The following is a 23,149-nucleotide window of genomic DNA, read 5'->3' as shown; positions in this document are numbered from 1 at the left end:
ACCGGATTCTCATCCGAAATACTTGAATCGAATGAATTTATTTTTTATAAATAGCAACTCGATGAAGAATTCGATGGCAAATTACGAAAGAATAATTGGAATTGTATGAGAAATAATTGTATTAAAATATTTGAAGAGAGCCTTTAGAGATGGGTAATTTCATTGTGAAACAAACAGGAGGTTAAGACAACGACTGTTCATCTTTTATTCACAGATATAAAACTCAAAAAAAATAACCCGCTTATATTTAGTAAAGCGGGTTATTTATTGTTTTGTAACGATATTTAATTTACCGCATATTAAGTGTTTAAAATAACTTTTTCTTCAAGATGTTCGTCCAAATCTTTAAATATCGAATTCTGTGACTTAAATTCTGGAACAATTTTCTTGAGCTGTAGCACCAGTTGCATGTCATTGATATCACTTTTGTCAAACGAAGTAATGTCACGGCTCAACTGCTCAATTAGATGACATTTTTCAGCTATGTCTTCTCGATTTACTTGAGCGATCATAATTTTAGGATGATGCGTTTTTTGTGTATTCTCATCATTCGCTAATAATTCCTCAAATATTTTCTCGCCTGGTCTTAGCCCTACGATCTTGATATCAATATCTTCAGGATAACGGTAACCTTTCAGCTTGATCATGCGCTTGGCCAAATCTATAATTTTGACAGATTTACCCATATCAAAAACAAAGATTTCTCCACCATTGCCCATAACACCAGCTTCTTGAACTAGTAGGCAAGCTTCTGGTATCGTCATAAAATATCGTGTGATGTCTTCATGTGTCAGTGTTAATGGGCCTCCCTGTTCCATTTGTTTTTCAAACAATGGGATAACGGAGCCATTTGATCCTAATACATTCCCAAATCGTGTAACAATGAAATTGGTTTTTCCTAATGCGCTACAGCTGTTGACATATATCTCAGCCGCCCGCTTTGTTGCTCCCATGACATTAGTTGGATTGACAGCTTTATCTGTAGATACCATAACAAACTTATGGATACCATATGCAACAGCCAAATCTGCCATATTTTTACTGCCAATTAAATTAGTCCAGATAGCTTCATATGGGTTTTGTTCCATTAAAGGAACATGTTTATACGCCGCCGCGTGAAAAATCATCTGTGGGCGGTAACGTTTAAAGATACGTTCCAAAAATAACTTATCACGAACGTCACCAACAATACATTTAACGCGATCGGGATGAGAAGCTTTTAGCGATTGTTGAAGATCGTAAAGTGGTGATTCGGCTTGATCTAGTAAAATAAGGTGACGGTAATTGCGTTGTGAAATCTGACGGGATAATTCTCCTCCGATCGAACCAGCAGCACCAGTTATCAAAATTACTTTATTGTCCAATTCTGCATCAATTCCCGGATTTTCAATCTTAATCGCTTTTCTTCCTAATAAATCCTCAATCTTTAGTGGACGAATCTCACGTTTAGCACCAGAATTTAACATAACCCGTGAATTGGGCATGATCTTTAGTTCAAGGTTCAGTTGTTGAAAATGGTCTGTTACTTGTACTAATCTTTCGGGATCATTATTTTCCACTGCAATAATAACCTCTGAGATATTGAATTGGTCAATGAAAGCTTGATCTATTTTTTCTAGATAGAGTATACGTAATCCCGTAATACGTTTACCTACACGTGAAACTTTATCTTCGACAAACGCAACAACATGATTTTTGATACGGCGGTCTTCACGTAAAAGTGAGTAAGCTACTAATCCTGGTCTGGAAGCTCCAAAAATTAATACATTTCGATTTTTCCGATTAGGAAGAAAAAGCATGTCATAAATACTTCGGTAAGTCACACGAGCCGCAACCAGCATCACCATGGTGAAAAAGCTGTGCATAAAAAGTATGATGTAAGAGAGGCGTAAGAAATCGCCAGCAATTGTTCCTTTTGGAATATAGTAACGAATAGCAATTGTTGGTATTGCTAACAACATAAATGCTAACCAGACAGTTTTAAAAATCTTTATCGCATCTTGAATACCAGTTTGACGAATAATACCTTTATAGGTTCCCATTATCGAGAAAGCAAAGCTGTACACCAGTAAAATAAGAAGACTTTTCTTCAGCATCATAGCCGTCGAATATTGTTCATGCATACTATTAAAAATGAAATTAGAAATAGCATAACAGACAAATACGATAAACAAATCAATTAAAAGAATAACCCATCTTGGATTGTCTTTTCGAAATTTTCTCTTTAGCAACGTAAGGTTAATCATGAAACATGTTTCAAATAGTAGGTGATTTTATTACAATAACTTTGATATAAGATAGATGTTGAAACAACTACCTAATTTTAAAAATTGTTGGTTTTAGTTGTCAGTAATACCCTATTCAAATTTCCCATCATGAAGTAAAAATCGTGCCAAGATATTCATGATAATAAAATATGATTTATAAAGGAATACTGCTTACAGCTAATTCCGCCGTTGGTCTAATAAATAAGTAAAAGGAATAAAAAATGTTAAAAACTGATTTGTTCCTATTTATTCGAGTTCTTTTCTGTTATCATTTATTGTAAAAATGATATATTCATTGTCCAATGGCTTGTAGCTACAAATCTACATAAATTTAATTGTTACAGTGATTTTTTTTTCTCTTTCAAGGGATAATTTTTGTTAAATATTCGAGGAATAACTGAAAAATAATTCATTATACTGATTTAAATAGTTCAGTATTTGAGTTAACATTTTATATGTTACTGAGGTGCTGTTTGATTTTCTGTTTGTATGTACAGTTTTATATTCATGGATTAACAATGGTAGCAGCTTAGATATTGCACAGTTTTTCTTGCAAATACTTGAATTACTGCATTTTTTTATGGTAGCTTTGCGCCAGAATAGGAAATCGATCATGAAAGATAAAATAAAACTGTACAGTTATTTTAAGCTCATGATAGGCAGTATTATTGTCGCTGTGCTATCTGGACTTTTGGCGTATACACTTAAACACCTCACTACCCATTGGCAAGATTATCTGTTTGAGCATGTGTCGCAAATAAATCATTATCTCTATATTATTTTTCCATCCATAGGTATTACCATCATCTATTTTTTACGGAAATACGTATTTCAAAATAAAAAAAATAAGGGCATTCGTGAAATTTACCGTTCACTGGATACACGTCAGGATCATCTTCCATTATATAAAATTCCATCACATTATATAAACGGTTTTCTTACGGTTATTTTTGGAGGATCTACAGGTATAGAGGTTTCTACGGTAGTGGCTACTGCTACATTGGGCAACCAGATGAGTAAAGGAGGCTGGGCACCGATGAAATATAAGCGCGAGCTCATCTGTGCAGGCGTGACAGCGGGTGTCGCCGTGTTGTTTGGAACTGTTTTAGGAGGTTGGTTTTTTGCCATTGAAGTGATCGCTCGAGGATTGAAGAAAACTGTTTTGTTCAGTTGTACTATAGCTGGAATTGTTTCTTCTATAGGAATTTATTATTTTGAGAAAGAACCATTATTATCCTTTCCTGTTGAGCAGTGGCATTGGTATGGACTGCCATTTATGATGTTGGTTGCTGTATTAGGAGCTGTATTGGCTAATTATTTTATGAAGCTGGTCTTGACTTCTAAAAAACTTTTTGCTCGAATAGATAGTAATTTTTTGAGAGTTAATATTGGTGCAATTACTGTTGGAAGCTTTATTTTTTTCTTTCCAGCCTTGTACGGAGATAGTTATCACGGTCTTCAGCAAATGATCAAATTGTCTACAGTATCACAGGGAGCTGTGATGATTCCGATATCACTACTGATTCTGGTCATATTGAAACCCTTGGTCGCATCCCTTACTTTGGGCGCCGGTGGTGATGGTGGAGTATTTGCGCCAAGTATTGTTGCTGGGGCTTTTTTGGGTATGGCAGTGGCATTGTTTTGCAATATGATTTTTGGTTTAGATTTATTGATTTTAAATTTTGCCTTGGTAGGTGCCGCTTCGACATTAGCAGCTGCTATTCATGGTCGTTTCACTGCCTTGTTCTTGATCTGCAGTATGGCTCCGGGTGCATATATACTACTATTTCCAGTGGCAATTGCAGTATTGATCGCTTATGCCGTAGCAAAAAAGATAAACCCTTACAATGTCTATACATATCCTGAAATAGCAAAGTAGTGGCTATATTTCGTGCTTGTGTCATATTTTTTTAATAAAAGATGATAAAGTCTTTTATTGTTTTTATCTTTGTGAGACTTAGAGATGAGTTTATTTATTTTAAGTTAATCATATAAAAATGATCAAATATAGCAATTAGCCGCGTTTCTAGGACTTTGTTTCATAAAGCATTTTTTTACAACAATAAAAGATGTAATTATCTTTTATTTTCATTGATATAACATGACAGCAGATCAAAAACAATTAGTAAAGGCTACTGTGCCAATTTTAAAAGAGCATGGTGTGTTATTGACAACACATTTTTATAAACGTATGTTCGAGCATAACCCTGAATTGAAACATGTGTTCAACATGGGCAACCAGCAGAATAATAAACAACAGACAGCGCTAGCAATGGCCGTACTGGCGTACGCAGAACATATCGAAAACCCAGGTGTATTGATGCCTGTTGTCAATGGTATCGGTCATAAGCATACCAGTTTATCTATCCGTCCGGAACATTACGTGATTGTGGGCAATCACTTAATTGCATCCATTGCTGAGATTCTAGGCGATGCTGCTTCAGTGGAACTGTTAGAGGCTTGGACTCTGGCTTATGGGCAACTTGCTTCTCTGATGTCTGGTCACGAGCAGTCACTCTATAGCAAGCAAACAGCCAAAATCGGAGGCTGGTCTGGCTGGAGACCTTTTGTTGTAAAGCAAAAAATTAAAGAATCGGAAGAGATTACCTCATTTTATCTTTATCCCAGTGATCGCGGACCAGTGGCTGATTTTCTGCCAGGCCAGTATATCAGCCTACGTTTATTCTTGCCAGAATTGGATCTTTTACAACCGCGACAATATAGTATTTCATGTGCCCCAAATGGAAAATATTACCGTATTTCTGTGAAACGAGAAATCGGAACTAAACATCCTGACGGGATGATCAGTAACCATCTGCACAATCATGTGGAAATAGGTGACTTGGTCGATTTATCTGCACCGGCGGGAACATTTGTGCTCCAACCAGAAAATCAAAACCCAAAAGTATTTATAAGTGGCGGAGTCGGACAAACTCCTTTGATGGCGATGCTTGAAGAATTGGTAAAAGATAAAGTAGAATCACTTATTCCAATTACCTGGATACACGGTTGTAGAAATGAGTCTGTGCATGCATTCAAGGATAGGCTTGCAGAAATCGCTAGGGATAATAAGATCGATCGCCATATCTTTTATGATCATATTGAGGAAACAGCAGCATTTGAGTATAAAGGCTGGGTAGAGCTTGCACAAATAAAAAATGTGGTATTGCAACCGGAAGCAGAATATTTTATTTGTGGTCCGGCTCCCTTCATTTCAAAACATTATCATTTTTTATTGGAACATGGAGTCGAGAAGTCAGCCATTTATTTTGAAGAATTTGGACCAGCATCATTACAGTTGAATTAATCAAAAAATATTTATTACATCAGTGATTCTTTTCAAATCAAAAAGATAATAATCGATATTAAAAAAGACCAAGTTTCATTATGAAGCTTGGTCTTTTCTATTCAACATAATTTAACCTATTTATATTAAAGGCGATATTTCCCACCAGCTTATTGCTTATTATCTTTCCTTTTATGTTTTATCGAAATCGATTGCGATAATTTCAACTTTTTTAATGTTGAAATACCTTATCTTAGAAATTATAAAAGTAGGTAAATCCCACTCAAGGATATCTTTAATATTGTTTCAAATTATGGTTAATGTAGAATATTCCGTTTAAATCTTCTTGTTATGATGGTACACTTTTTAATTTCAAATTTGGCATCAACAGCTATGATGACTCTTTTTTATCAAGAAAAGTGAATACAGTATTTTAATGTTGGTGACCAACCACTAGAGGAGTTAAATAGAGTAAATACATGAATACGGTTATTTCCAAATTTATATCAACATAGATCTTATGAAAAAATTATTGATGTGCTTATTGCTTTTACAAATTTGTTTTTTTGCAATGGTAAAGGCAGATGAACTAAATTTATTAAGCGGAAAATTTAATCCAGCAGATCTCCAGCGTGATCTGCTTCCGCCTAAGCAATGGGTTCCATTCCCAGAGTATCAGGATCGAGCAGCTTGGTCTGAGTTGACGAAAACAGTAGCTGGTACTTTATTAAATAAAGGAAATAGTGATCTAGATTATCAATGGCAGGTTGTGAAAGCCTCAGATTATCTGGCCTATGAGCGGACAGGCTCACGTGTGATCATGGAGAAGCCGATGAATGAAAATGCGATCGCATTGAGCAACTTGTTTTTAGCCGAATTGGCTGAAGGAAAAGGACGTTACTTAGATCAGATTATCAATGGCATCTGGTATTTTACCGAGATGAGTACTTGGTCATTATCTGCACATCTGCCCGCTTTTCAATCTTCAAAACGTACGCTACCACAAGAAGGTACGCATGTCGTAGATCTAGTAGCAGGCGATATGGGATCGATGCTTTCTTGGATCTACTATTACCTGCATCCTGAAATGGATAAGATTAATCTAGAGATTAGTAAGCGTCTGAAAAAATCAATTCAAGATCGGGTTATTACACCCTACCTAGAACGTAATGATATGTGGTGGCAGGCACTTGCGGGCAAACCGAATCAGATGGTCAATAATTGGAATCCTTGGTGTAATTTTAATGTACTGACCTGTTTATTACTCATCGAAGATGATGTCGAGAAACAGCGCGCCGGTATATATAAAACGATGCAATCTGTCGATAAATTTATGAACTATGTCAAAGCAGATGGTGCTTGTGAGGAAGGACCCTCATATTGGGGGCACGCAGCTGGTAAGCTCTACGATTACCTAAAAATCTTGGCGGATGCCACAGGCAATAAAATTAGTATTTTCGATCAACCTGTAGTACGCAATATGGGTGAGTATATTGCGCAGTCTTATATCGGCGGAGATAATTGGGTTGTAAATTTTGCCGATGCTTCAGCAAAAGGTGGTGGTGATCCCAATTTGATATTCCGTTATGGAAAGGCTGTGAACAGTCCGGAAATGATTGATTTTGCACGATACCTGGATGGTAAAATAAAACCTTCTTTTAAGGCAGATCGTGATATCTTCCGAAGTCTGGAAGATCTATCGAGTTTGAACGAAATTAAAAATGGGTCGGGAAAACTTCCAACAAATAGCTACAAGTGGTATCCGCAAACAGAATTCTTATACATGAAAGATGAGGATTTATTTTTTGCTGCAAAAGGCGGTTATAATAATGAAAGTCATAATCATAATGACATCGGAACATTTATTCTATATCGTGCTGAAAAACCTATTTTTATCGATGCCGGTGTTGGTACATATAATAAAAAGACCTTTAGCATTGAACGTTACGACATCTGGTCCATGCAAAGTGGTTATCACAACCTGCCACAGATTAATGGTCATGATCAAGTATTCGGAGCTTCATATAAGGCGCAAGATGTATCATTTGATCCGAAGAAAAAGTTGTTTAAACTGAATATTGCAGGAGCTTATTCAAGTCAGGCCGCGATCAATTCATGGAATCGTAGTTATCAATTAAAAAAAGGTGTGCTGGAAATAATAGATAAATTTGATCTTAAAACACCTACAGTATCTAATGTAATTCATTTTTTATTGGCAGGAAAACCTGTTATTTCTGGCGGAAAGATTGCGTTGAACGGAGGGAAATATCATCTAGAATATAATGTTGCTGAATTTGATGCTGAAGTTGAAGCTATTCCTCAGTCTGATATCAGACTAAGTCAGGTCTGGGGTGATGCTATCTTTAGATTATCATTGAAAGCGAAAAAAATAAAAGAGAAAGGTACTTATATATTTACCGTCAAATAATTTTGAATGACTAGTATCCTTTGTGTTATTCTCAAAAATAGATAGCACAGATTATATTGAGATGCTATTTAATTAAGAGATTTTATGTGTTTACTATTTATATTATGAAGATTCTTATGAAAAGAAAAATGTTGATTCCTTTATTGGGGCTTACAGTGGCAGGTTTAACACTAAGTTTTATACCTATTAAATTGCCATTTATCAAGAAAAGTTTTGAAGCTTCGGAAAAGCAATATACATATTTAGCAAAGCAAGCTGATAAATTGAAAAATTTTCCAAGAACAATAAATAAGAAAGGTGAGTTGGTCGTGACGAGTGAGTGGGATTGGACAGGAGGTTTCTTTCCTGGATCGCTTTGGTACATATACAACAAAACAGGTGACGAAGGAATAAAGAACGAGGCGATAAAGTGGACCGAGGCTTTAGAGAAAGCGAAAAACCTTGACCAGCACCATGATATTGGTTTTGTGATGTACTGTTCTTATGGTAATGCGATCAAATATCTCAAAGATCCAAAAAAGGTAGAAGCTTATAAAGATATTATTATTCACTCAGCTAATACTGCTTTAAAACGATATAACCCAAAAGTAGGATTGATTAAATCATGGAATCAAAAGAAGTCATGGGACGGCAAAACAACTTGGCAGTATCCTGTTATTATTGATAATATGCTGAATTTGGAGATGTTGTGTTATGTTTCGGATATTACAGGAGATCCTAAATTTAGAAATGTTGCGATCAGCCATGCAACCAAAACAATGCAGAATCATTTCCGTCCGGATCACAGTACCTACCATGTTGTGGATTATGATGAAAATGGTAAGGCCATCCATAGGCAAACAAATCAAGGTTATGCTGATAATTCGACTTGGGCGAGAGGTCAGGCCTGGGCAATCTATGGTTTTACGATGATGTATAAAGAAACCAAAAAGAAAGAGTTTCTGGAGACAGCCAAAGCTGCAGCAAGTTTTTATATGAATCATAAGAACTTACCCAAGGATAAGATTCCTTACTGGGATTTTAATGCACAGCTGGAAGGGTATAAGTCAGATCTTGACTTTGCCTACTTGAAGCTTGATTATATACCGAGAGATGCTTCGGCGGCGGCGGTTGTTGCATCAGCATTGGTCGACCTATCTACTTTTACTACAGGGAAAGAGAGTAGATCTTATTTAGAATTTGCTAAGTCAACTCTAAAAACATTATCTGGACCAGCTTATTTTGCTGACTATGGGACAAATGGAGGCTTTTTATTAAAACATAGTGTTGGAAGTATACCTCACAACTCGGAGATTGATGTGCCACTGGCTTATGCAGATTATTATTATTTGGAAGGTTTGACAAGATTGTCCGAATTGAAATAAGAAAATCTGTAAAGGAAAATATATTTTATATCGTATAGTTATGCTCAAGGATTTAAGTGTTCTTGAGCATATTTATGTTAGCATTTTTTACGGTAGAAAAGAACCGTTAAAGAATCTTTTATGCTGGAGTTAAAAGATCGTATATCTGGATTTGAGTTTTTGCTGTTTGTAACAAAAAAAAGCAGCTTCCTGTGAGGAAGCTGCTTTTGCAAGAAAATATAATAGTAATTAGTTTATTCTTACATTAACAGCATTTAAGCCTTTTTTTCCGTTTTCAATTTCGTAGCTAACGCTATCGCCTTCTCTAACTTGGTCTTTTAAGCCTGAAATGTGTACAAATACATCGTCTCCACCATTTTCAGGGGTAATAAAACCAAATCCTTTAGTTTCATTGAAAAACTTTACAGTTCCTTTATTCATTTTATTTAAAAATTATATTGATACAAGGATAGGCTAAATATGTGATAATTTCCCAAAGGTGAGTAAAAAAGACTTTCAGATGACATTTCTGTTTTTTGTTATACCTCCTTTGTAATAAAGAAGATAGGATTTGCGAATTGCTGTAAATTTTATTTTTATTTATTGCTAAAAGGTTTTATCTTTAATCTCGTTAAATCAATTATTTCTTCGCTATGATGTTGAAATACCCAATTTATGTCAATTTAACTTACCACATATGATTTTTAAAACCCTAAAATGGGGGATAGCATGGAGTTTAAGCCTATCCTTATTTTGTACGAATACTGTTTCTGCCCAGAAATTAAATGGCAAAGCTGTTGATCCTGTTGATTTGGTCAACCCGCTTATGGGAACAGATTCAAAACCTTCGCTGTCAAACGGAAATACATATCCTGCAATCGGATTACCTTGGGGTATGAACATGTGGACTCCTCAGACCGGGAAAAATGGCGATGGCTGGCAATATACCTATGCCGCAGATAAAATAAGAGGATTGAAGCAGACGCATCAGCCGTCTCCATGGATGAATGACTACGGACAGTTTTCTTTAATGCCAGTAACCGGTAAAGCCGCTTTTGATCAAGAAGAAAGAGCCAGTTGGTTTTCACATAAAGCTGAAAAAGCAACTCCTTACTATTATTCCGTGTATTTAGCGGATCATGATGTAACAGCAGAATTAACACCGACAGAGCGTGCCGCTTATTTTAAATTTTCTTTTAATAAGACAGATTCAGCATTTGTTGTCCTTGATGCCTTCGATAAGGGATCTGAAGTACAGATTATTCCTGAAAAGAATATGGTTATCGGTTATTCTACACGATACTCTCGTGGAAAATTGACAAATTTTAAGAATTATTTTGTCTTAATATTTGATCAACCTTTTGATAATTACTCAACATGGGAAGGTAAGGAACGTTTTAAAGGTAAATTAAAATCCACGGCAGATCAGACCGGAGCAATTTTAGGTTTTAAAGTAAAAGATAAATCTAAACCTGTTCAAGTTCGTGTAGCTTCTTCATTTATCAGTGCAGAGCAAGCACTGCTCAATCTCAATGAATTAGGTAACCGTACTTTTGATCAAGTAAAGGCTGATGGAAGAGCAATCTGGAATGAAAAGCTAGGTCGATTAGCTGTAGAAGGTGATAATATCGATCAGATGCGTACTTTCTATTCGACCTTATACCGTACGTTATTCTTTCCAAATAAATTATATGAAATCAATGCCTCTGGAGAAAAGGTACATTACAGTCCTTATAATGGAAAAATATTACCAGGATATTTATACGGTGGTACAGGTTTTTGGGACACGTTTAGAGCGCTATATCCATTCTTGAATCTCATGTATCCATCCATCAATGTTGAAATGCAAGAAGGATTGAAAAATGCGTATTTAGAAGGTGGATTTCTTCCAGAGTGGAGTAGTCCGGGTTTTGCAGATATCATGGTGGGTAATAACTCTGCTTCAGTAGTGGCTGATGCCTATATTAAAGGACTGAGAGGATACGATATCAATACACTTTATGAGGCTTTGAAGCATGGGGCTAACAATGAGGGACCAATGACTGCAGTAGGCCGTAAAGGAGTTGAGTACTATAACAAATTAGGTTATGTGCCCTATGATGTAGGAATCAATGAAAACGCAGCACGTACACTGGAGTATGCGTATGATGATTTTACAATTTATCAATTAGCCAAAGCATTAAAAAAACCGAAAGCAGATATTGAACTGTACGCAAAAAGAGCACAAAATTATCGTCATCTATTTGATTCTTCAACAAACTTAATGCGCGGAAAAAATAAAGATGGCAAATTTCAGAGCCCATTCAATCCATTGAAATGGGGTGATGCATTTACCGAAGGCAATAGCTGGCATTACTCGTGGAGTGTTTTTCACGATATAGAAGGATTAATCGGTTTGATGGGGGGTAATAAACAATTTAATACGATGTTAGATAGTGTATTTACACAGCCACCAGCTTTCGATGATAGTTATTATGGGGGTACCATCCATGAAATTCGTGAAATGCAGATCGCGAATATGGGACAGTATGCGCATGGTAATCAACCCATCCAGCACATGATCTACTTGTATAATTATAGTGCTCAACCTTGGAAAACACAATATTGGGTTCGTCAGGTCTTAGATCGTATGTATCAAGCTACTCCCGATGGTTATTGTGGAGACGAAGATAATGGTCAAACTTCCGCTTGGTATGTTTTCTCTTCACTTGGATTTTATCCGGTTTGTCCTGCTACCGATGAATACGTATTGGGAGCACCACTTTTCGCAAAAACAACATTAAAACTGGAAAATGGTAAAACAGTAGAGATCCTCGGAAATCAAGCTAGTGCACAGAATTTCTATGTCAATGACTTAAAAGTTAATGGAAAATCCTACACTAAGAATTGGTTGAGCCACCAAGAATTAGTGAAAGGGGGAACACTATCCTTTGATATGACGTCTAAACCAAACTACAACCGCGGAGCTACATTAGACGCAGCCCCTTATTCGATGAGTACAGAATTAAAGACAGTTTTTAAAAAATAATGACAAATGAAATTTAGTCAGATAGTTGGTTGTGTAATAGGGTTGATTGCTGGTCAATCAGTCCTTGCTCAAGATAACTGGAACCATACAGAACATGATCGTAAGGTAGCAGTTGATACGGATAGTATTACAAAGAATGGTTACACATTGATTTGGATAAATAAGGATAAAGATTTCAGCCCTGTTTTGAAAGAAAAATTGATCCATACTTTTTTTGTCAATTACCCGAAGTTGGCAAAAACGTATAACAAAAAAACAATGAAAAAAGTATCTTTTGTGATCGATCCCGATTATAAAGGAGTAGCCGCAACAGCCGGTGGAATAGTAAGGTATAGTCCTGAATGGTTTGCGAAGAATCCAGGGGATATAGATGTCGTAACCCATGAAGTGATGCATATCGTGCAAGGCTACCCCAATGGCTCTGGACCTTGGTGGATTACAGAAGGAATCGCTGATTATGTCCGTTTTGCCGATGGTATAGACAATGCTGGAGCAAATTGGAAATTACCAGAATGGAATGCAAGCCAAAAGTATACAGACTCTTATCGTGTAACCGCCCGTTTTTTCTTTTGGATAGAGAAAAAGGTAAAAAAAGGATTTGTTAAAAATCTAGATGTGGCAATGCGGAATAAAGCCTTTACAGATGGATTTTGGGAAAAGCAAACCGGAAAGACACTAGATGAGTTATGGAAAAACTATAGCCAGGCTCCAAGTCTTTAAAAATCTAAACTTATGAAAAGTAAACAACTCCTATATTTAGGATTGTTCCTGTTTCCTAACCTGCTACAGGCGCAGTCCAATTTAATACAATACGTAAAACCTTTAATTGGTACAGCCCGCATGGGGCATACATTTCCAGGAGCAACAGTACCATTTGGGGCCGTACAGCTAAGTCCTGATACAGACACCATTCCATATGCTATGAATGGTAAATATAATGGTGATGTCTACAAGTATTGTGCAGGATACCAATATGATGACCCGACCATCGTTGGGTTCAGCCATACTCACTTTAGTGGCACAGGACATTCAGATCTGGGTGACATCTTAGTTATGCCCACACAGGGTAAAGTTCAGTTGAATCCAGGTACTGCCGATAGACCACAGGATGGATATCGTTCACCATATTCACACAGTAATGAGGTTGCAGAAGCAAATTATTATAAGGTACTCTTAGACAAACATCAGATTAAAGCAGAGATGACGACCACAAGTCGTGTGGGCATACATCGGTATACATTTCCAAAATCTGATGCTTCACACTTGATCTTAGATTTAACCGCCGGTATTTATAATTACGAAGCTAAAAATGTTTGGACTGTAGTCCGTGTTTTGAATGACTCGACGATCGTAGGTTACCGTCAAACTAATGGGTGGGCTCGAACAAGGACAGTTTATTTTGCGATTAAAACTTCGAAAGCATTTAAAAATTATGGAGCTAAGTATGAAGATGCAAAACAGGTTTATGCGGGTTTTTGGCGAAAATTTGATCAAAAAAATAATTTTCCAGATTTAGCCGCACATCAGATCAAAATGAATCTGGATTTTGACACGAAGGATGGTGAGGAGGTTTTGATGAAGGTAGCACTAAGTCCCGTAAGTATGAAGAATGCGCTTGCGAATATGGAACACGAAGCACCAGATTGGAACTTTGAAAATTATGTGAAAGCGGGTCAAAAATCGTGGGAGCAGGAACTGAACAAAGTACAGGTGGATATGCTGAACAAAGAAGATCTGATTAATTTCTACACCGCCATGTACCATGCCAGTCTGATGCCGACAGTGTATATGGATGTGAATGGAGAATACAAAGGTTTGGATCAAGAAGTGCATCAGGCAAAAGGATTTACCAATTACACCTCTTTTTCGTTATGGGATACTTTTAGGGCATTCCATCCATTAATGAATTTAATCAATCCTACGCGCAATGCCGATATGGTATCATCCATGATGGCACACTATGATCAAAGTGTCTTGAAAATGTTGCCTATTTGGTCGCATTATGCCAATGATAATTGGTGCATGAGCGGGTATCATTCAGTCTCGGTGGTGGTAGATGCAATTTTGAAAGGAGTTTACAAAGGAGATGCCGAAGCCGCGTTGGCAGCATGCGTTCAAACAGCAAATGCACGTAAATATGAAGGAATAGGATCCTATATCGATTTAGGATATGTACCAGATGAAATTTCTGGGACTTCAGTTTCCAATACACTGGAGTATGCTTATGATGATTGGTGTATCGCGCAACTTGCTAAAAAATTAGGTAAAGACGACATTTACAAAGATTTTATTAAAAGAGCATCAAATTGGAAAAATGTTTATGATCATTCTATCGGCTTTATGAGACCTAAAGATGCAAAAGGAATATTTAGATCTAAATTCGATGCTTTGGAGACCCATGGTCAAGGATTCATAGAGGGTAATACTTGGAATTACAGTTTATATGTACCACATCAGCCAGTGGCTATGATGGAAATGATGCGGGGATCCAAGAAATTAGAAAACTATCTGGATTCCTTGTTTACAATGGAATTACCAGATAAATATTTCGAACATACAGAAGATATCACTCGCGATGGAATTATTGGTAACTATGTACATGGTAATGAACCATCGCACCATGTCGCATATTTATACAATCAAACCGCTAGCCCTTGGAAAACACAAGCTCGTGTACGTCAGATCATCCGGAATCAATATCATAATGGACATGCAGGCTTAGGTGGAAATGATGACTGTGGCCAGATGTCTGCATGGTATTTATTTACTGCTTTGGGCTTTTATCCAGTTGCACCTGGAGATGATGCTTACTGGATAGGGAGTCCATTGGTCAAATCGGCAAAGATTAACCTAGAAAATGGCAAAACGATTACAATAGATGTGAAAAATCAATCCGAAAAAAATGTCTATGTAAAAAAAGTAAGCTTAAATGGCCAACCTTTAGCTGATTTGAAACTTTCTTATGCTGCCATTATGAATGGAGGGGCACTGCAATTTGAGATGACTGATAAGCCAGGGAAATAGATTTTTATATTGACCTATCATATAAATAAATCAAGTTTCATAAAAGCATAGATCAGATCGTTTATTGTGGACCTGTCAATGATAAAGTTTATGAATAAGAAGATGAGTAAAATTAAGATCATTCAAGCAGTAGCCATTACCAGCTTTGTGGTCTTAATTTTACTTCAATTGAGACTGATATCGAGCGTTTATAAAATTGAACAGCTTGAGTTCCTGAAAAATGAAAAGGCAGAGATCAAATTAGCATATGAGGAATCTATCATCAATGACAAGTTGTATCCAGGGGGGCAGGCAATTATTGATTCGATCTTGGTACCACAGTATGAAACATTACAAAAGCTGTATCATGAAGACCCAAAGCTTTTTCGCCGTAAATTAAAAGATCTGGGAAATGAAATTTTGGTAGAATTAAAAAAGAAAGCAGATTTTGAGATTCAGTTTCACAATATCATTCGAAACCTAAAACTGGACTTGACCGAGTATGATTATGCTTTGTATTTGGATAAGCTTGCGCTAACGTTTGACGGTAAAATCTATTACTCATTGTTTGAAGTTAATTCGACAGATCAAGATGGATTAATCGATGGAAAGTTTGAGGTCGTTCGTCCGCAAAATATTGTCTCTGCCATTACGGTTACAGTTCCTTCCAAAAATTCTAACTTAATTGCCTTTAAGTTATATGCTAGTAAGCACAATCAGGTAAAAAATATAGTTATGGCTATTGCCCCATTGTTGCTTTTATCGAGCAGTAGTATTTTAGTCATCGTTTTCTTATTTTTCATTACCATGAGAAATTGGATAAGACAAAAAAAATTGAATGAGATTTCAGCCGATTTTTTTAATCATGTGACGCATGAATTTAAGACACCCTTAACAACCATACAGGTCTCTGTCAAAAATTTAAAAGCTGACCTGGAAGATAAAAAATGGGAAGGTGGTTACAGAAGTGTGGATGTCATCACTAGGCAGACCCAAAGATTAGATAAACTGATCAATCAAGCATTGGAGGTGTCAGCTTTTGATCCACAGGCTGCACAATTTCAAAAACATCTTTTAGTAAAAGATCTCAATGATATTATTCTTGATAGTCAAATTAAATGGAAAAAAGAAGCAACTGTAGTATTGAATTTTGAACCTCATACAGTTGATTTATATGTTTATTACGATCATTTTATGTTAACCACTTTAATCACCAATTTAGTTGAAAATGGATTGAAATACAACGTAAGTGAACACAAGAGAGTGCAAGTAAATGTTTTATATATTTCCCCAAAATCGTTAATGATTGAAATTGGCGACAATGGGTTTGGAATTGATAAACAGGATCGAAGTCGCATATTTAATAAGTTCCAAAGAGGTCGGCAGATCAGATCCTCAACAGGATTAGGGTTGGGTTTATATTTTGTTTATAATATTGTTGCTGTACATAAATGGAAACTAGACCTGGAGACTTTTCAAGATCAGGGGACTATTTTTAGAATAATAATTCCAATTAGTAAATAGGATATGGAAGGAAAAATATTACTTATAGAAGATGATGCAGATCTTGGAGTAGAGGTACAATGGTATCTGGAAAGAAGTGGGTTTCATGTACAGCTAGTCGATGATGGGGATAAAGCTTTAATGTTGAGTAAAAAACAAAATTTCGATTTATTGCTAGTCGATGTTCAACTGCCATCATTTGATGGTTTTGAATTGGTGAAGCGGATAAAGGTTTTGAAACCTGAATTTCGTTTCTTGTTTTTAACAGCACGCAATGCAAAGGAAAGCTGTATTGCAGGACTCAAGCTAGGAGCAGAAGATTACGTCACCAAACCATTTGATACGGAAGAGCTCTTATGGCGCATGAACAATATTTTAGCGCGTGGCAAAGAGAAAAAGATAGAAGAACTACAAATTGCAGATGTTGTTTTGTATTGCAGTGCTATGGAAGTACGTGTTAATGGAGGGAAAACATTACGTTTGACTGCACGTGAATTTGAAGTGTGGAAATATCTATTGCAAAATTTAGATCGCGTACTGACCAGAGAAGAAATACTCAATAAACTATGGGGGGAAAGTGACTATTTTATGGGACGCAGTCTAGATGTCTTTATTTCTAAAATACGGAAAGTGCTCTTAAATTCTAATCAATTAAAAATTGAAACAATCTATAAAGTTGGCTTTATCACCCGTTTGATTAGGAATTAATAGAAAAAGAATGATGTTAACAATTGGTTAACAAGTTTCTAATTTCTTAAGTTTTATCTTTAGTAAATCGAATTAGTTTTGTTTTTTTTGCCAATTTGTTTTATGCAAATTTTCTTAAATAAGACACAGTAAAAAAATGTTGATTTTCTTTTTCTAACCAATTTTTAGAAATCAATATGTCGTAACAAACCTTTTCGTTTAGTCAACTGATTATAAAATTTAATTTATGAAAAGAAAAGTAATTCCATTATTTCTAATGCTATCCTGCTGTAGTTTGTATCAAGTTAAAGCTTCATTGCTTCGTGGTATTTCTATATCTCCCGTTTTGCAGGAAGAGGGCTATGTTTCAGGGACTGTTCTTAATAATTCTACTGGACGACCAATAGAGGGAGTAACAGTCGTTGTTAAAGCTACGGGAAAGTCAACAAAAACAGATGTTTCGGGTAAATATCGGATACAAGTGCCCTATGGGGAGGCGGTCATCACTTTTTCATCTATAGGTTTTCAACCTCAACAAATTGCTCTGAATGGCAGAACTTTAGTACAGGTTAGCCTTGTGGAGGACGTTAAAGCTTTAGAGGATGTTGTTGTAGTTGGGTATACAACGCAAAAGAAGCGTAATGTCGTTGGCGCAGTTTCAACGATCACAACAAAAGATTTGATTCAGAGCCCTGCAGCAAATATTAACAACATGCTTGCAGGGCGCTTGCCTGGTTTGATTGTGAATCAATATGCTGGTGGTGAACCGGGCGTTGATCGATCTGAACTTCTTATTAGAGGTAAATCAACTTATGGAAATCAATCGCCAATCATTATTGTAGATGGTATAGAACGCGATATGAGCTACTTGGCTCCTGATGAAATTGAAACCGTTTCTATTTTAAAAGATGCTTCAGCAACAGCACCTTATGGTATTCGTGGAGCCAATGGAGTAATCGTGGTGACAACCAAAAGAGGGCAGTCATCAGATAAAGCATCTGTTAATTTCAGAGCTTCTTATGGAATAAATTCAGCTGCACAATTACCAGAATTATTGGGATCAGCGGATTATGCGACACTTTATAATGAAGCTATGACCAATGATGCTAAACTGAATGGAAGTGATCCTTCGACATTAAAATTATTTAGTGCAGAAGCAATAAATAATTTTAGAAAAGCGAAGGGTGATAATAGTGATGGATTAGGTTATAATTGGGATTATTTTGATTATATATTCCGAGCAGCTCCGCAACATGAATATAATCTTTCTATTCGCGGAGGAAATGATGTTGCCAAATATTTTGTTATGGGCGGATTTATGGGACAAGATAATAATTATGATCACGTGGATCTTTCCAAATACAATGTTTCACCTAAATTTCAACGTTATAACTTCAGGTCGAATATAGATGTTAATATTACGAAAAATTTATGGGTGAAATTGAATTTAGGCGCCCGCATAACCGATCGTACTTCTCCGGGGACATCAGCGTCAAGATTAACAACTTTGGCTATGACGCAACCTCCTTACTTGCCTATTGTTAATGAACCTAATGCACAACCCTCTACAGAAAACTATTTATTGAACAACCCGTCAGGTCTGTTATTTGGAAATCAAATATACCGTTATAATGTTTTAGGTGAGTTGACTAGGTCAGGTTATCACACCGAAAAGAATACAGTATTGGAAGGAAGTTTTGCAGCTGGTTGGAATTTAGACTTTTTAACAAAAGGATTATCTGTTGATGGTGTATTTTCTTACGATGCTAAAGAACAACAATGGCTTTATCGACAGTTAGGGACATATAGTGAGGGGTATCGTGAATATCCGAGTTATGCGACCTTTCAACCTGTAGGTGGTATTGATGTATTCATGAATGGTGGTCATTATGAAGGATTATATACAAATGGTAATAAATTTACGATCGATCAGACCTTAGGTAATACTTTTACACAAAGTAGTCCCTTTAACCGTACTTTTTTACAGGCAAAGATAAATTATAATAGATCTTTTAATGATAAACATACTGTAGCCAGTATGCTATTGTTTAATAGGTCAAGTCAATCTATCTATGATGCAGCTAATTCAAAAGCGGGTGTTGATATTCGTTATCAAGGCCTTACTGGACAGTTTACCTATAATTATTCTGAAAAATATTTAGGCGAATTTAACTTTGGTTACAATGGCTCCGAAAATTTTATAAAAGGTAAGCGGTTTGGTTTTTTTCCTGCGGGGGCTGTTGGCTGGGTTGTCAGCAAAGAAAAGTTTATGGATGGTATGAAGGACTGGTTGAGTTTCTTGAAAGTGAGAGCTTCTATGGGGTTAGTTGGGAATGATAAGATGCCTGGAGATAGTAGATTTGGCTATTTAGCTTTTTATGGTGGTGGTGATGGTTATAGTTTTGGCGATCAGAACTTCAATAATTCGTTGGGAGGAGCACGTGAAGGACGTTTGGCAAACGAAAATATTAGTTGGGAAAAATCAAGAAAAACAAATATAGGTTTAGATATGGCATTTATGAGCAATAAAGTCAACCTAAATATTGATGTATTTGAAGATTATCGTTATGATATTATAACTGAATTGCAGTCTACTGATATTAGTTTTCCTGGTGTTGTTGGCAAATCATCTCCATTGATCAACATTGGAAAAGTAAGAAACAGAGGTATTGATATCGAATTGAGTTATTCAGATATGATTGGCGATGATTTTAGATTTTTTGTTAAACCTAATTTTACATTTGCTCGCAATAAGTTGATTTACAGACAGGAAATTCCACGTGAATATTCATATAGACAGGCCACAGGAAAACGTCTTTATGAAAACTTTTTATACCAATTTGATCATTTTGTAAAGGATCAAGCAGAAGCTGATCAATTGAATTCAAGCCAGTATCAACCTTGGGGTAAAGTAGGGCCAGGTGATGTTGTCTATAAGGATTTAAATGGCGATGGGAAAATTACAGATCTAGGTGATAGAACAGTTATGGGTAACCCAAGAAGTCCAGAGATTCAATTTGGTGTCCCAATTACATTACAGTATAAAGGCATTGATTTCAGTCTATTATTTCAGGGCGCATTAAATTCTTCTATTGTATTAAAAGATGCAGCAGCATGGGATTTCCCTAATTTTGATCAAGATAAGTTTGGATCTGTAAGACCAATACACCTAGGGCGCTGGACACCAGAAACTGCAGAAACGGCAACCTATCCGGCTTTACATATGGGAAATTCAGCTAATAATAAAAATAGTGAAAGTAGTCTCTTTTTATATGATGCGAAATATTTAAGGCTCAAGAATATTGAAATAGGATACAATTTTCCGAAGCAAATGTTGAAAAGAATTGGTTTGAACCAATTAAGAATTTATGCTCAAGGGATGAACCTATTAACATGGTCTGGTCTAAAGGATCTAAGTATCGATCCTGAAATGGGTAATGCCAGTGGATATTGGTACCCGATTTCAAAGATCTATAATTTTGGATTGAATCTTAATTTTTAATAGTGAGATTATGAAAATGAATAAATTTATTTTAAGTATATCAGTAATTACAGTTATTTTCTTTTGTCTTGGTTGTAATAAATACCTCGATAAATTGCCTGATGATCAACTTCGTGAAGATGAGATTTTCACAAGATATGATAAAGTCAATCAACTGGTAACTGATATATATGCAAAAGCTAAAGGTGCTAATCAACCTATATCTTGGTTTTATCACTTTTCAAGTGCTGCCATTACTGATGAGGCTGAGGGCTCTTCTGTAGAAGGCAATATTACAAATCGATATAATACAGGCGACTGGAGTGTGAATGAATTGCCCGGTGATAATGGACAATTTTGGAATAGTTTATACGATGGTATCCGTCGTACAAACGTTGTATTGCAAGGCGTAACCAAATACAATACACCCGATGATATCCTTGAGCCTGGCTCTTTACCAATGCGAATAGGCGAAATATATTTTATGCGTGCTTATTTTCATTTGTTGTTGATTCGAATATATGGAGAAATTCCTTATGTGGACCACGTAATTACAGCAACTGAGAATATGAATTTTGAAAAACAATCTTTTCATACTGTGGTTGAAAAAATTGTTAAAGATGCCGAGGAAGCTTATAAAAGAGTGCCAGAAAAATGGGAAGGTCAAAATTTTGGACGCATTGACAAAGGAGCATGTTTGGGTTTAATCGCGCAGGCTAGATGGATGGCAGCTACTCCATTGTGGAATGGGGCCGCTGCTAAAGGATATACCGGAACTAGAAAATTTGAAAGTGAATATGCAGCTGTAAGCCCTGATCGATGGGTAAAAGCAAAGGAGGCCGCAAAAGCTGTTCTAGATTTTACAATAGGTGGAGGAAAAAGATATAGCTTGTTTCAGAAGTATAGCAAAACTGATTTTGGAGATAGCGGTGGCCAAAATACAAATAAATCGACGGTGCCAACTCGGCTTTGGCAGATGTATTACGATATGGAAGCATTTAAAAATGAGTATGTATTGTTTTTTACAAAGTATAAAGGTGAAGGCTGGTTTGGAGATGTTTATCCACCGAGTCGGGGCGGCGGGTCTCGTCAAATGCCGGTTCAAGAACAGGTTGATGAGTATGAATATATTTCGCCAGATGGTTATGGATATCCGATCTATAGTGAAAAAGCAAAATCTGACGGATATGATGACGCTAATCCATACGTTTCAGTAGCGAGAGATCCAAGATTTTATCGTGATATTATCTTCCATGGTGCTGCTTTTAGGGGGGGAGATAATAATCCCTCGCAAATGAATACTGCAGAAGGAGCGAATAGAATCGGATCTAATAATGCGACAAAAACTGGTTATTACTTGAGAAAATATTTGCAGGAAGCTTGGAATAGAAATGGTAGTGTCTCGATCAGTGCACCCCCAGTTTGGAGATTACCAGATTTTATCTATATCTATGCTGAAGCTGTAAACCAAATTGATGGTCCCACACAAGAAATTTATGATTTGATTAATCAGGTTCGCTCACGATCGTTTATGGTGCCAATGCCTTTAGCAACCCTTAGTGACAAAAATTTAATGGATGAATACATTAAAAGAGAGCGAAGAGTAGAGTTTTTTTATGAAAATAAACGCGCTTTTGATTTTCGTTTATATTTAGAACCTAGCAGTTCTGTTGAAAAAGCTAAAAAGGCTTTGTTTGAGAGTGCAGGAGCTACTGATACGGAACGCAGTATTAATTACTGGAAAAATAACAGAGCCGCATATCCTAAGTTACAAAATATGATCAATGGCATGCGCCCTATAGAAGATCCAAATGGAAAGATTGAAATTGGAACAAAGCATTATAGAATGGAAAGGTTTTTTGTTGAAAATCGTGTTTTTGATGCACCTAAGCATTACTTGTTTCCAATATTAGATCCAGAATTACAGAAATCTCCAACATTAGGACAAAATCCTGGATGGTAATAAAACAAGAATTTTTAAAAAGCGGGATTATCTATTTCCAATTCCGAATAATGAAGTACTGAAAAATGAGAAACTAATTCAAAATGTAGGTTGGTAGTGTTTGTTTGTAATCAAATCGAGGTCTTTTTAAGACCTTGATTTGTTTTATGCTCTTTAACCT

At 36.2% G+C, this 23,149-nt stretch carries 14 protein-coding genes; 12 read left to right on the top strand and 2 right to left on the bottom strand.

Going from position 1 to position 23,149, the window contains the following annotated elements:
- Positions 1-299: 299 nt before the first annotated feature.
- The gene (locus FHR29_RS23770; protein ID WP_183917618.1) at positions 300-2,246 is read right to left on the bottom strand and encodes a nucleoside-diphosphate sugar epimerase/dehydratase; all 1,947 of its coding nucleotides are present in this window, start codon (positions 2,244-2,246) and stop codon (positions 300-302) included.
- Positions 2,247-2,880: 634 nt separating this feature from the next.
- On the opposite strand from FHR29_RS23770, the gene FHR29_RS23765 reads away from it, so the two are divergent.
- The 4 genes from FHR29_RS23765 to FHR29_RS23750 all read left to right on the top strand — a co-directional run bounded on the left by FHR29_RS23765 (position 2,881) and on the right by FHR29_RS23750 (position 9,345).
- On the top strand, positions 2,881-4,146 hold the full coding sequence (locus FHR29_RS23765; protein ID WP_183917616.1) for a chloride channel protein: 1,266 nt from the start codon (positions 2,881-2,883) through the stop codon (positions 4,144-4,146).
- Between the two features lie 222 nt (positions 4,147-4,368).
- Positions 4,369-5,574: an NO-inducible flavohemoprotein gene (hmpA, locus tag FHR29_RS23760; protein WP_183917614.1), complete on the top strand. Its 1,206-nt coding sequence runs from the start codon at positions 4,369-4,371 to the stop codon at positions 5,572-5,574.
- A 499-nt stretch (positions 5,575-6,073) separates the two neighbouring features.
- A complete protein-coding gene (locus tag FHR29_RS23755; protein ID WP_183917612.1) occupies positions 6,074-7,981 on the top strand; it encodes a heparinase II/III family protein in 1,908 nt (635 codons plus the stop codon).
- Between the two features lie 116 nt (positions 7,982-8,097).
- Positions 8,098-9,345 carry a glycoside hydrolase family 88 protein gene (locus FHR29_RS23750; protein ID WP_221197923.1) on the top strand — a complete coding sequence of 416 codons (1,248 nt, stop codon included), beginning with the start codon at positions 8,098-8,100 and terminating at the stop codon, positions 9,343-9,345.
- Between the two features lie 228 nt (positions 9,346-9,573).
- On the opposite strand, the gene FHR29_RS23745 is transcribed toward FHR29_RS23750, so the two are convergent.
- Positions 9,574-9,765 carry a cold-shock protein gene (locus FHR29_RS23745; RefSeq protein WP_021190047.1) on the bottom strand — a complete coding sequence of 64 codons (192 nt, stop codon included), beginning with the start codon at positions 9,763-9,765 and terminating at the stop codon, positions 9,574-9,576.
- A 256-nt stretch (positions 9,766-10,021) separates the two neighbouring features.
- On the opposite strand from FHR29_RS23745, the gene FHR29_RS23740 reads away from it, so the two are divergent.
- The 8 genes from FHR29_RS23740 (at position 10,022) to FHR29_RS26900 (ending at position 23,086) form a co-directional block, all read left to right on the top strand.
- The gene (locus FHR29_RS23740) at positions 10,022-12,352 is read left to right on the top strand and encodes a GH92 family glycosyl hydrolase (protein WP_168127658.1); all 2,331 of its coding nucleotides are present in this window, start codon (positions 10,022-10,024) and stop codon (positions 12,350-12,352) included.
- Between the two features lie 6 nt (positions 12,353-12,358).
- Complete coding sequence (locus FHR29_RS23735; protein WP_183917610.1) at positions 12,359-13,072, top strand: basic secretory protein-like protein; 714 nt, start codon at positions 12,359-12,361, stop codon at positions 13,070-13,072.
- Between the two features lie 12 nt (positions 13,073-13,084).
- Positions 13,085-15,376, top strand: coding sequence for a GH92 family glycosyl hydrolase (locus FHR29_RS23730; RefSeq protein WP_183917608.1), 2,292 nt, complete (start codon positions 13,085-13,087; stop codon positions 15,374-15,376).
- A gap of 102 nt (positions 15,377-15,478) precedes the next feature.
- Entirely contained in the window at positions 15,479-16,879 is a 1,401-nt protein-coding gene (locus FHR29_RS23725) for a sensor histidine kinase KdpD (protein ID WP_183917606.1), read from the top strand.
- A gap of 3 nt (positions 16,880-16,882) precedes the next feature.
- Entirely contained in the window at positions 16,883-17,566 is a 684-nt protein-coding gene (locus FHR29_RS23720) for a response regulator transcription factor (RefSeq protein WP_183917604.1), read from the top strand.
- Between the two features lie 226 nt (positions 17,567-17,792).
- Positions 17,793-21,047: a TonB-dependent receptor gene (locus tag FHR29_RS23715; protein ID WP_221197922.1), complete on the top strand. Its 3,255-nt coding sequence runs from the start codon at positions 17,793-17,795 to the stop codon at positions 21,045-21,047.
- Positions 21,048-21,057: 10 nt separating this feature from the next.
- Positions 21,058-22,989, top strand: coding sequence for a RagB/SusD family nutrient uptake outer membrane protein (locus FHR29_RS23710; RefSeq protein ID WP_221197921.1), 1,932 nt, complete (start codon positions 21,058-21,060; stop codon positions 22,987-22,989).
- Positions 22,976-23,086 carry a RagB/SusD family nutrient uptake outer membrane protein gene (locus tag FHR29_RS26900; protein ID WP_132841274.1) on the top strand — a complete coding sequence of 37 codons (111 nt, stop codon included), beginning with the start codon at positions 22,976-22,978 and terminating at the stop codon, positions 23,084-23,086. Before FHR29_RS23710 ends, FHR29_RS26900 begins: the two co-directional genes overlap by 14 nt.
- Positions 23,087-23,149: the final 63 nt, after the last annotated feature.

The sequence above is a fragment of the Sphingobacterium sp. JUb56 genome (assembly GCF_014191365.1).
Classification (GTDB): Bacteria; Bacteroidota; Bacteroidia; order Sphingobacteriales; family Sphingobacteriaceae; genus Sphingobacterium; species Sphingobacterium anhuiense.
This window is presented reverse-complemented; position numbering and strand designations above follow the sequence as displayed.